This is a genomic window from Pseudomonas helmanticensis (assembly GCF_900182985.1).
GTDB classification, from domain to species: domain Bacteria; phylum Pseudomonadota; class Gammaproteobacteria; order Pseudomonadales; family Pseudomonadaceae; genus Aquipseudomonas; species Aquipseudomonas helmanticensis.
On record NZ_FXUY01000001.1, the window covers coordinates 3,892,395 to 3,903,490 of the forward strand.

An 11,096-nucleotide genomic window follows, 5' to 3' on the forward strand; every position below is an offset into this window, starting at 1 on the left:
AGGTCGCCCATCTTACCTTTAGCCATTCCAAGACAAAGCATGGCTTGGGGATTAGAATGTCGCGCATTCTCTTTTGGTGACAGCGATATGACTGATCAGCGCAAAGGCAGCGATGCCGAACCCACCACTCACTTCGGCTTCAAAAACGTTCCGGAAAGCCAGAAAGCGGAAAAAGTCGCTGAGGTTTTCCACTCGGTAGCCGCCAAGTACGACCTGATGAACGACCTTCTGTCGGGCGGCATGCACCGTCTGTGGAAGCGTTTCGCGATCGAACTGTCGGGTGTGCGCAGCGGTAACCGCGTGCTGGACATCGCCGGCGGTACCGGCGACCTGACCAAAAAATTCTCGCACCTGGTCGGCCCGACCGGTCAGGTGGTATTGGCCGACATCAATGAATCGATGCTCAAGGTCGGCCGTGACCGCCTGCTCGATCTGGGTGTCGCCGGCAACGTCGAATTCGTTCAGGCGGACGCCGAAAAACTACCGTTCCCGGACAACCACTTCGACTGCGTGACCATCGCCTTCGGCCTGCGCAACGTGACGCACAAGGAAGACGCCTTGCGCTCGATGCTGCGCGTGCTCAAGCCGGGCGGTCGTCTGCTGGTGCTGGAGTTCTCGAAGCCGACCAACGCGCTGATGTCGAAAGCCTACGACGCTTACTCGTTCGCCTTCATGCCGCTGATGGGCAAGCTGATCACCAACGACTCGGAAAGCTATCGCTACCTCGCCGAATCGATCCGCATGCACCCGAATCAGGAAACCCTGAAGTCGATGATGGTCGACGCCGGTTTCGACCGCGTGACCTATCACAACATGACCGCAGGCATCGTCGCCCTGCACCGTGGCATCAAGCCCTGATGTTGCTCACCGGGCTGCTCGCCAGCGTTGAACTCGGCCTCAACCGGGTGCTGCGTCTCGACAGCACGGCGCTGCCGCGGCTGGCGCATTTGACCGGCAAGGTGATTGCCGTCGACTGCCGCAGCCCGGCACTGCAACTGTTCATCCTGCCGAGCGACGAAGGTCTGATGCTGGCCTCGCACTGGGAAACCGGTGTCGACTGCACCCTGCGTGCCCCGGCATCCAGCCTGCTGAAACTGGCCGTGAGCAAAGACAAGACTGCGGTGTTGCACGCCCCGGAAGTCGAGCTCGATGGCGACAGCGGCGTGCTGCTGGAATTGGCCGGCGTGTTGCAGGATCTTGAGCTGGACTGGGAGTACGAACTCTCGCGCTGGCTGGGACCTGTCGCCACGCAACTGATTGGCGGTCATCTGCGCAGCCGCGCACGCTGGTATCAACAAGGATTTGCCAGCCTCAACCAGAATCTCGCCGAATACCTCGCCGAAGAATCGCGCACCCTCGTCGGGCAGCGCGAAGCCGAAGCGCGCTTCAGCGAACTGGACCGGATCAAACTTGATCTGGAACGTCTCGAGGCGCGTTTCGAGCGCCTTTCCCGATCCCTCGACCCAAGCGATAACGCATGAAGCTGCTTGCCGTCCGCCGTCTGTTGCGCATCCAGCGCGTCGTGATCCGCTACCGCCTCGATGACCTGCTGTTCGATCTGCCGTTGCCGTGGTTTCTCTTGGCGCTGCGCTATGTGCTGCCGTGGCGCTGGTTCCCGCGCAAGCCGCTGGATCTGAGCCGGGGCGCGCGTTTGCGTCTGGCGTTGCAGGATCTCGGGCCGATTTTCATCAAGTTCGGGCAGATTCTTTCGACCCGCCGCGACCTGCTGCCGGAAGACATCGCCGATGAGCTGATGCACCTGCAGGATCGTGTGCCGCCGTTCGATTCGCAGCTGTCGATCAAGCTGATCGAAGAGCAACTGGGCAAGAAAATCAGCGACGTGTTCAGCCGCTTCGACGTCGAACCGCTGGCCTCGGCCTCTGTGGCGCAGGTGCATGCCGCGCAGCTGAAAACTGGCGAAGAAGTGGTGGTCAAGGTGATCCGCCCGGGCCTCAAGCCGATCATCGCGCAGGATCTGGCGTGGCTGTTCATCCTCGCCCGCGCTGCCGAAAAAGTCTCTGCCGACGCGCGTCTGCTGCACCCGGTCGACGTGGTGCAGGACTACGAAAAAACCATCTACGACGAACTCGATCTGCTGCGCGAGGCGGCCAACGCCAGCCAGTTGAAGCGCAACTTCGAAGGTTCGCCGCTGTTGTATGTGCCGCAAGTCTATTGGGACTGGTGCCGGCCGAAAGTGCTGGTGATGGAGCGCATCTACGGCATTCAGGTGACGGATCTGGCGACCCTCGCCGACCAGCGCACCGACATGAAAATGCTCGCCGAGCGTGGCGTGGAGATTTTCTTCACCCAAGTGTTCCGCGACAGTTTTTTCCACGCCGACATGCACCCGGGCAACATCTTCGTCAGCACCGTCAACCCGTGGAGCCCGCAATACATCGCGATCGACTGCGGCATCGTCGGCAGCCTGACCCCGGAAGACCAGGACTATCTGGCGCGCAACCTGTTCGCCTTCTTCAAGCGTGACTACCGTCGCGTGGCGCAGTTGCACATCGATTCGGGCTGGGTGCCGGCAGAAACCAAACTCAATGAATTCGAAGCGGCGATCCGTACCGTCTGCGAACCGATCTTCGAAAAACCGTTAAAAGATATTTCATTTGGCCAGGTGCTGATGCGCCTGTTCCAGACCGCACGGCGCTTCAACATGGAAGTGCAACCGCAACTGGTGCTGCTGCAAAAGACCCTGCTGAACATCGAAGGCCTTGGCCGTCAGCTGTACCCGGACCTGGATCTGTGGAACACCGCGCAGCCGTTTCTGGAGCGCTGGATGCGCGAACGCGTCAGCCCGAAAGCCTTGCTCGGCAACGTGCAGAGCCAGTTCGAACAGCTGCCGCACCTGGCCAACATGGCCCGCGATCTGCTCGAACGCATGTCCCAGCCACACGCCTACGATCCACCGCCACCGTGGCATAAACGCAAGGACGACTGGTTCCTGCGCCTGCTCGGTTGCGCGCATCTGGCCGGTGGGGTGATCCTCGCCCTCGGTGGCCCGTTGCACGAATTGGGGCATTGGCCGGCGGGAATCATGGTGGCAGTCGGCTTGTATCTGGTCGTTCGCCGATAGCCAGTTTCGTGATCGGCTGGCACACTGTTTCAATGCCTGAACCCGACTATTGAAGTGTGGGGTTCGCTGTCGGAGTCGAAGATGAAAAACTGGCTGGACGAGATCAAGTGGGACGCTGATGGCCTGGTGCCGGCGATTGCCCAGGATCACAAGACCGGACGCGTGCTGATGATGGCCTGGATGAACCGCGAAGCGTTGGAACTGACAGCTGCGGAAAACCGTGCCATCTACTGGTCACGTTCGCGTGGCAAGCTGTGGCGCAAGGGCGAAGAGTCCGGCCATGTACAGACCTTGCATGAGATGCGTCTGGACTGTGACGCCGACGTGATCATCCTGATGGTTGAACAGATCGGCGACATCGCTTGCCATACCGGCCGTCAAAGCTGCTTTTATCGCGTCTTTGAAAACGGCGACTGGAAAACCGTCGACCCGGTTCTGAAAGACCCGCACGCTATCTATTCCGCAGGACACAAACATGAGTGACACCCTGACCCGCCTGGCGCAAGTGCTCGAAGAGCGCAAAGGTGCAGCCGCCGACAGCTCGTATGTAGCTAGTCTGTATCACAAGGGTTTGAACAAGATTCTGGAGAAAGTCGGCGAAGAGTCGGTCGAAACCATTATTGCCGCCAAGGATGCCGCGATCAGTGGCGACTGCAGCGATGTGATTTACGAGACCGCCGACCTGTGGTTCCACAGCATGGTCATGCTCGCCCAACTGGGGCAGCATCCGCAGGCTGTGCTGGATGAACTGGATCGCCGCTTCGGCCTGTCCGGACACGTCGAGAAAGCCTCGCGTCCGTCCGCCTGAACAATTTTTAGAGAGGAACAGCAACATGGGCATTTTTGACTGGAAACACTGGATCGTCATTCTGGTAGTCGTGGTGTTGGTGTTCGGCACCAAGAAACTGAAAAACCTCGGCACCGACGTTGGCGAGTCGATCAAGGGCTTCCGCAAAGCAATGAACGACGACGAAAAATCTGCCGCTGATCCAACCGTGACGCCGGCGCAGCCAGTGCCACCGGTGCAGCCGCAAGCCACCGCTCAGGCCAACCCGCCGCACACCATTGACGTGCAGGCGCAGAAAGTCGAAGAGCCGATCCGCAAAGACGTGTGAGCACTGACTAATGTTTGGTATCAGCTTCTCTGAACTGCTGCTCGTCGGCCTCGTCGCCCTGCTGGTGCTAGGCCCCGAGCGTCTGCCGGGCGCTGCGCGCACCGCTGGCCTGTGGGTTGGACGGCTAAAGCGCAGCTTCAACGCGATCAAACAGGAAGTTGAACGTGAAATCGGTGCCGACGAGATTCGTCGGCAACTGCACAACGAGCACATTCTGTCGCTGGAGCAGGAGGCGCGGAAGATTTTCACGCCGGTTCAGCAAGAGCCAACGCCGGTTGAGCATGTCGGGCAGCAGACGATTCATGCGCCTGCAGTTCCTGCACCTGCTGCCGTTGTAGCACCGACAGAACCGGCGCCAGCCGCTGTGGAACAGTCTGTTGAACACGTTGCGCCAACCGCCGCGCCGATCACACCAGCGCCTCACGACCCTACTCTGCCGCCGCGAGCCCCATGAGCGATCTCCCCGAAAACGACCAGCACATGCCGCTGGTTTCGCACCTCACCGAGTTGCGCACCCGCCTGCTGCGTTGTGTGGCGGCGATCTTCATCATCTTCGCCGGGCTGTTCGCCTTCACCCAGCAGATCTACACCTTCGTCTCGACGCCGCTGCGCCAGTACCTGCCGGTTGGCGCGACGATGATCGCCACTGATGTGTCGTCGCCGTTCCTGACGCCGCTGAAGCTGACGATGATGGTCTCGCTGTTCCTCGCGATCCCGGTGATCCTGCATCAGATCTGGGGCTTTATCGCGCCGGGCCTGTACAAGCATGAGAAGCGCATCGCGGTGCCGCTGCTGGTCTCCAGCATTTTGCTGTTCTACACCGGCATGGCGTTCGCTTATTACTTCGTATTCCCGCTGATCTTCAAATTCTTCGCTGCGGCCACCCCGGCCGGCGTGGAAATGATGACCGACATCGCCAGTTACCTCGATTTCGTCATGACGCTGTTCTTCGCTTTCGGCGTGGCGTTCGAGATTCCGGTGGCCGTGGTCCTGCTGGTGTGGATCGGCGTGGTCGACGTCAAATACCTGAAGAAAATCCGCCCGTACGTGATCATCGGCTGCTTCGTGGTCGGCATGATTCTGACGCCGCCAGACATCTTCTCGCAGACCCTTCTGGCCGTGCCGATGTGGATGCTGTTTGAAATCGGCATTCTGTTCGGTGGTTTGATCAGCAAGCGCGAACGCCCGGACGAAACCCCGGCCGACGACCACAACGACCAGCCGCCAGCGACCCAGGCATGAACCTGCTGTTGCTCGAAGAGGCCGATTTCATTGCGGCCGACCGCGTGGTGCTGCGTGATCGCCGCCTGACCCATATGCAGGAAGTTCACCGCTCGGAAGTCGGTGACAGCCTGCGCGTTGGGCGCATCAACGGCCTGATGGGGTCGGCCGAGTTGCTGCGCCTGGAACCGGGTGAAGCGGAATTACGCGTAACCCTCGATCAGCCACCGCCGGCCAAGCTGCCGCTGACGCTGGTGCTGGCGCTGCCGCGCCCGAAAATGCTTCGTCGGGTGTTTCAGACCGTGGCGACCATGGGCGTCTCGAAGGTCATTCTGGTCAACAGCTATCGGGTCGAGAAGAGTTTCTGGCAGACGCCGTTTCTTGATCCTGAGGCGATCCGTGAGCAACTGGTCCTCGGTCTGGAACAGGCCCGCGATACGGTGCTGCCGGAGATCATCATCGAGAAACGCTTCAAGCCGTTTGTTGAAGATCGGTTGCCAGCAATTACCGACGGCACCCTCGGCCTCGTCGGCCACCCCGGCAACTATCCGCCGTGCCCACGCGCCCTGAGCGAACCGGTCACGTTGGCGATCGGTCCCGAAGGCGGTTGGATCCCTTACGAAATCGACCTGCTGGGTAAATCCGGCCTGCAACCGGTGCAACTCGGCGAGCGTATCCTGCGCGTCGAAACCGCCGTCACCGCCCTCCTCGCCCGCCTCTTCTAACCCCAATCCCCCTGTAGGAGCTGCCGCAGGCTGCGATCTTTTGATGTTGTTTTTTAGAAGCAAGATCAAAAGATCGGAGCCTCGTTCCACTCGACAGCTCCTACAGGATGGCGGCGTCTCGGATAAATGGTGTTACAGATTGCCATCTTCCAGCCGATACAGTCCCCATAAGTCCAATTAGTGGTCGGGGAGTTGTCGCATGTACCGTTGGTTAGCCGAGAATCTGGGAAATGTCAGCGTCAAACGCAAGTTGGGGATCGGTTTCGGCCTGGTGCTGTTGCTGACGCTGCTGATCACCTTCACCGGCTGGACCGGCATGAGCGGCATCATCAGCCGTGGCGACAAGCTCGGTTTCATCTCCAGCCTCAATGAGCTGACCAAGGACCTGCGCCTGGCGCGCCTTGACTATGAAGCGCGCCGTGGCGAGCAAGGCCCTGGCGCGGTGAACGAGCTGCTCGGCAAACTCGGCAGCGGCCTGCAAACTGCGCGCGGCTTGATTGAACAGCCGTCCGACGCCGCCATGGTCGATCAGCAACTGGCCGCCGTCGCCGAATACAAGCGCGCCTTTGCCGACATGACCCAGGCCACCGTGCAGCGTGAAGACGCGCGCAGCAAGCTCGGCGCCAGCGCCGACAACGCTGTGGCGAAAGTCGCCGAAGTGGAAAAATCCATGCTGCAAGGCGACAGCGTCGCGCAATTCAACAGCGTGATCGAGCTGAGCAAACTGCTGCAACAGGCGCGCTATCAGGTTCGCGGCTACACCTACAGCGGCAAGGCCGACGCCGAGCAACCGGCGCTGGACGCCATCGACAACGCGCTGAAAAATCTGGACAGCCTGCCGGCGAAACTGCCGGAGCAGCACATCGCCAACCTGCAACAGGCCACCAATTCGATCAAAGCCTATCGCGCTGCGGTCAGCCAGTTCCGCGACTCGCAGGTCAACAACGCCAGGGCTCAGGTGCAGATGGCGACGCAAGGCGACATCCTGCTCGACGTCAGCAAGAAGCTCACCGAATCGCAGACCGTGGTGCGCGACACCGACGCCGCTCACGCGAAGAACATGCTGATCATAGCCACCCTGCTGGCCGTGGCGTTCGGCCTGCTGGCGGCGTGGGCGATCACCCGTCAGATCATCATCCCGCTGAACCAGACCCTGAAAGTTGCCGAGCGCGTCGCCGCTGGCGATCTGACCCACAACCTGGTTTCCCAGCGCCGCGACGAACTTGGCCAGCTGCAACGTTCGATGCAGAGCATGACCCAAGGCCTGCGCGACTTGATCGGCGGGATCAGCGATGGCGTCACCCAGATCGCCAGTGCCGCTGAAGAGCTGTCGGCCGTCACCGAACAGACCAGCGCCGGGGTCAACAATCAGAAGATCGAGACCGATCAGGTCGCCACCGCCATGAACGAAATGGCCGCCACCGTGCAGGAAGTCGCGCGCAACGCCGAGGAAGCCTCCGAAGCGGCCGTGGCTGCCGACCAACAGGCTCGTGAAGGCGACAAGGTCGTCGGCGAAGCCATCGCACAGATCGAGCGCCTGGCGGTTGAAGTCGGTCACTCCACCGAAGCGATGGGCGAACTCAAGCGCGAAAGCGACAAGATCGGCAGCGTCCTCGACGTGATCAAATCCGTGGCCCAGCAAACCAACCTGCTGGCGCTCAACGCCGCTATCGAAGCCGCGCGTGCCGGTGAAGCCGGACGTGGTTTTGCTGTAGTTGCCGATGAAGTGCGCAGCCTTGCTCAGCGCACGCAGAAGTCCACCGAAGAGATCGAAGAGCTGATCATCGGCCTGCAAAACGGCACCCAGCAAGTCGCAACGATCATGGACAACAGCCGCACCCTGACCGACAGCAGCGTCGAATTGACCCGCCGCGCCGGCGGTTCGCTGGAAAGCATTACCCGCACGGTGTCAGCGATTCAGGCGATGAACCAGCAGATTGCCGCAGCGGCCGAGCAGCAGAGCGCGGTGGCTGAAGAGATCAACCGTAGCGTGCTGAATGTGCGGGACGTGTCGGATCAGACCTCGGCGGCGAGCGAAGAGACCGCGGCGTCGAGCGTTGAGCTGGCACGTCTGGGGACGCATCTGCAAATGCTGGTGGGGCGCTTCAAGGTCTAGCCCAATGGTCGTTCCCACGCTCTGCGTGGGAATGCATCCTGCGACGCTCCGCGTCGCGCATACAAAGGGACGCGGAGCGTCCCGGGCGGCATTCCCACGCGGAGCGTGGGAACGATCTGGTACTACAAGACCTGACGCAGGAAGGCCTGGGCACGCGGATCTTTCGGCGCATCAAAGAACTCCGCCGGCGCCGCATCTTCCAGCAGTTTGCCGTGATCGAAGAACAACACCCGATCCGCCACTTCCCGGGCGAAACCCATCTCGTGGGTCACGCAAACCATGGTCATGCCTTCCACGGCCAGGTTCTTCATCACGTCCAGCACTTCGCCGACCATTTCCGGGTCGAGCGCCGACGTCGGCTCATCGAACAACATCACCTTCGGCTCTATCGCCAGCGCCCGGGCAATTGCCACGCGCTGTTGCTGACCGCCGGACAGGCGTGACGGAAACTCGTTGGCCTTCTGCGCGATGCCAACCTTTTTCAACAATTCCATGGCCTTGGCCTCGCGCTCTTTCTTGCCGCGCTTGCGCACGACTTTCTGCGCCAGACAGAGGTTTTCCAGCACGGTCATGTGCGGGAACAGGTTGAAATGCTGAAAGACCATGCCGACTTCACGGCGGTAGGCGTTGACGTCGGTTTTCGGGTCGGCCAGTTGCAGGCCGTCGATGCTCACCGAGCCGGAGTCGAACTCCTCCAGGCCATTCAGGCAGCGCAGGAAGGTCGACTTGCCGGAACCCGACGGACCGATCACCACCAGCACTTCACCCTTGGCCACCGTGGTGCTGACGTTATCCACCGCGCGCACCACTTGCCCACGAGTGTCGAAGACTTTTACCAGATCGCGGACTTCAATCACTTTGCGCGAGCCTCCGCTCAAGCCGGCTGGCGATTTTCGACAGCGGCAGGTTGATCAACAGGTACAGGCCGGCAACGCAGAACAGAATCTCGAACGGCGAAAACGAGGTGGTGATGACTTCACGGCCGCTTTTCAGCAGTTCGGTGATAGCGATCACCGATACCAGCGAGGTGTCCTTGACCAGACTGATGAACTGCCCGGCCAGCGGTGGCAGCACGCGTTTCAGCGCCTGCGGCAACACCACGTGGCGCATCGACTGACCGGCACTCAGGCCGAGCGAGCGTGCCGCTTCGTTCTGGCCACGGGCGATCGATTGCACACCGGAACGAATGATCTCGGCCACGTAGGCGCCGGTGAACAGCGACAGCGCGGCGATCCCTGCGAACTCGCGGGACAGGTTCATCACCGTGCCGATGAAGAAGTAGAAAATGAAGATCTGCACCAGCAGCGGCGTGCCGCGCACCAGTTCGACGTAGATGGTCGAGAGGTCGCGCAAGGTCGGGTTGTTCGACAGTCGGCACAGGCCGGTGACCAGACCAATGAGCAACCCGAGAATTCCGGACACTACCGACAGCCAAAGCGTCGTCCACAGCCCCCACAACAGCGGCCCTGCCGCCCAATGGCGAGTGACCCCCACGACGTCGCCTTCGGCCACATCGTCGCCCTGAGCGAATTGCAGGCTGTTCTCGTCGACGGTCAGGTGCTGCTCGTCACCAGCGTCGTTGCGCAGGGTGACTTGCGCGCTGCTGCCCTTGCGCACGAGTTCGGTGACGGTGGAAATGTCAGCGGCGCGCTGGGTTTCTTCGGCCTGATAGGCGAAGTACTGCGGCACACGGTTCCAGCGCCATTCGTAGGACATCAGCGACGTCGCGTAATACAACGCGCCCGCGAGGCCGACCAGCACCAACACGGTGAGGACGTGCCAGGGCCATTGGGCTTTTTTCTGTTTCATTGCAGGTTCTCGGATGATCGTTCCCACGCTCTGCGTGGGAATGCCGCTCGGGACGCTCTGCGTCCCTGCCTGATCGTGACGCGGAGCGTCACAGGATGCGTTCCCACGCAGAGCGTGGGAACGATCAGCGGATGCGCGTTATTCCATGTCCTTGAGCCACTCGGTGCTCTTGAACCACTTGTCATGGATGCGATCGTAGGTGCCGTCTTCGTGGATCTGGTGCAGGAAGTTGTTGATGAAGTTGAGGCTGTCGTAATCGCCCTTCTTCAGACCAAACGCCAAAGGCTCGTAGGTAAACGGCTTGTCGAGGAACACCAGTTTGCCGGCGCCGACCTTGGTCACTGCAACCACGTTATACGGAGCGTCGTAGATGAAGGCGTCAGCCTTGCCGTTGACCACGTCGAGCACGGCTTCTTGCTCGTTGTCGTAGCCGTGGTACTTGGCTTTGGAGATCAGCTTCTTGGCGACCATTTCGCCGGTGGTGCCGAGCTTGGAGGTGATGCGGTAGTCAGCGGTGTTCAGGTCTTTATAGGACTTGATGGTGCCTTCCAGCTCTTTGCGGATCAGCAGGGTCTGGCCGACCACGATGAACGGTTCGCTGAAGTTCAGGCGCAGGTTGCGCTCTTGAGTCAGGGTCATGCCGCTGCCGATCATGTCGAACTTGTCGGTCATAAGCGCCGGGATGATGCCGTCGTAGCCGGTGGAAACCAGTTCCAGCTTGACGCCCATGGCCTTGGACATGGCTTTGAGGATGTCGACTTCGAAGCCGATGATTTCGCCGCGCTTGTTGGTCATTTCGAACGGCATGTAGGTCGGATCCATACCGACTTTCAACGTGCCGCGCTTGACCGCGTCATCGATTGCGCCAGCCTGCGCCGCATTGACTGCAACCAGTGCCGTGACGCCGACCAGCAGCATCGACAGATACTTCTTCATCTTCAAGTCCCCAAAACCATTGCGTGTGCGGCGCGAAAAACCGACAGAAATGGGCCAAAAAGCCCGGGCGCGCCAATTCGGGGACGGATGCT

At 60.7% G+C, this 11,096-nt stretch carries 13 protein-coding genes and 1 pseudogene; 11 read left to right on the forward strand and 3 right to left on the reverse strand.

The features are described from left to right. Positions 1 to 87: 87 nt before the first annotated feature. The 11 genes and pseudogenes from ubiE (at position 88) to QOL84_RS29560 (ending at position 8,259) form a co-directional block, all read left to right on the forward strand. Positions 88 to 858: a bifunctional demethylmenaquinone methyltransferase/2-methoxy-6-polyprenyl-1,4-benzoquinol methylase UbiE gene (ubiE, locus tag QOL84_RS17365; RefSeq protein WP_008080626.1), complete on the forward strand. Its 771-nt coding sequence runs from the start codon at positions 88 to 90 to the stop codon at positions 856 to 858. Next, positions 858 to 1,481, forward strand: a complete 624-nt coding sequence (locus tag QOL84_RS17370; RefSeq protein ID WP_258677980.1) for a ubiquinone biosynthesis accessory factor UbiJ — start codon at positions 858 to 860, stop codon at positions 1,479 to 1,481. Before ubiE ends, QOL84_RS17370 begins: the two co-directional genes overlap by 1 nt. Then, positions 1,478 to 3,082 (forward strand): ubiquinone biosynthesis regulatory protein kinase UbiB, encoded by a 1,605-nt coding sequence (gene ubiB / locus QOL84_RS17375; protein WP_123592978.1) that lies wholly within the window; start codon positions 1,478 to 1,480, stop codon positions 3,080 to 3,082. Before QOL84_RS17370 ends, ubiB begins: the two co-directional genes overlap by 4 nt. 81 nt (positions 3,083 to 3,163) lie before the next feature. Beyond that, the gene (hisI, locus tag QOL84_RS17380) at positions 3,164 to 3,565 is read left to right on the forward strand and encodes a phosphoribosyl-AMP cyclohydrolase (protein WP_007909357.1); all 402 of its coding nucleotides are present in this window, start codon (positions 3,164 to 3,166) and stop codon (positions 3,563 to 3,565) included. Then, positions 3,558 to 3,890, forward strand: a complete 333-nt coding sequence (locus QOL84_RS17385; protein WP_003220849.1) for a phosphoribosyl-ATP diphosphatase — start codon at positions 3,558 to 3,560, stop codon at positions 3,888 to 3,890. The genes hisI and QOL84_RS17385 overlap by 8 nt, the downstream gene beginning before the upstream one ends. A gap of 25 nt (positions 3,891 to 3,915) precedes the next feature. Then, complete coding sequence (locus tag QOL84_RS17390; protein ID WP_201235906.1) at positions 3,916 to 4,197, forward strand: twin-arginine translocase TatA/TatE family subunit; 282 nt, start codon at positions 3,916 to 3,918, stop codon at positions 4,195 to 4,197. A gap of 10 nt (positions 4,198 to 4,207) precedes the next feature. Further along, entirely contained in the window at positions 4,208 to 4,651 is a 444-nt protein-coding gene (tatB, locus tag QOL84_RS17395; RefSeq protein WP_283437988.1) for a Sec-independent protein translocase protein TatB, read from the forward strand. Beyond that, the gene (gene tatC, locus QOL84_RS17400; RefSeq protein ID WP_083367258.1) at positions 4,648 to 5,439 is read left to right on the forward strand and encodes a twin-arginine translocase subunit TatC; all 792 of its coding nucleotides are present in this window, start codon (positions 4,648 to 4,650) and stop codon (positions 5,437 to 5,439) included. The genes tatB and tatC overlap by 4 nt, the downstream gene beginning before the upstream one ends. Further along, positions 5,436 to 6,143: a 16S rRNA (uracil(1498)-N(3))-methyltransferase gene (locus QOL84_RS17405; RefSeq protein ID WP_283437989.1), complete on the forward strand. Its 708-nt coding sequence runs from the start codon at positions 5,436 to 5,438 to the stop codon at positions 6,141 to 6,143. The genes tatC and QOL84_RS17405 overlap by 4 nt, the downstream gene beginning before the upstream one ends. Before the next feature lie 316 nt (positions 6,144 to 6,459). Continuing rightward, a pseudogene (locus tag QOL84_RS29555) lies at positions 6,460 to 7,404 on the forward strand (methyl-accepting chemotaxis protein); the annotation flags it as partial. Between the two features lie 141 nt (positions 7,405 to 7,545). Continuing rightward, positions 7,546 to 8,259 carry a methyl-accepting chemotaxis protein gene (locus tag QOL84_RS29560; protein WP_430458735.1) on the forward strand — a complete coding sequence of 238 codons (714 nt, stop codon included), beginning with the start codon at positions 7,546 to 7,548 and terminating at the stop codon, positions 8,257 to 8,259. A gap of 122 nt (positions 8,260 to 8,381) precedes the next feature. On the opposite strand, the gene QOL84_RS17415 is transcribed toward QOL84_RS29560, so the two are convergent. The 3 genes from QOL84_RS17415 to QOL84_RS17425 form a co-directional block, all read right to left on the reverse strand. Further along, positions 8,382 to 9,116 (reverse strand): amino acid ABC transporter ATP-binding protein, encoded by a 735-nt coding sequence (locus QOL84_RS17415; protein WP_283437991.1) that lies wholly within the window; start codon positions 9,114 to 9,116, stop codon positions 8,382 to 8,384. Continuing rightward, positions 9,109 to 10,068: an amino acid ABC transporter permease gene (locus tag QOL84_RS17420; RefSeq protein ID WP_053116625.1), complete on the reverse strand. Its 960-nt coding sequence runs from the start codon at positions 10,066 to 10,068 to the stop codon at positions 9,109 to 9,111. Before QOL84_RS17420 ends, QOL84_RS17415 begins: the two co-directional genes overlap by 8 nt. Before the next feature lie 138 nt (positions 10,069 to 10,206). Next, the gene (locus QOL84_RS17425) at positions 10,207 to 11,004 is read right to left on the reverse strand and encodes a transporter substrate-binding domain-containing protein (protein ID WP_034152980.1); all 798 of its coding nucleotides are present in this window, start codon (positions 11,002 to 11,004) and stop codon (positions 10,207 to 10,209) included. Positions 11,005 to 11,096 lie beyond the last annotated feature (92 nt).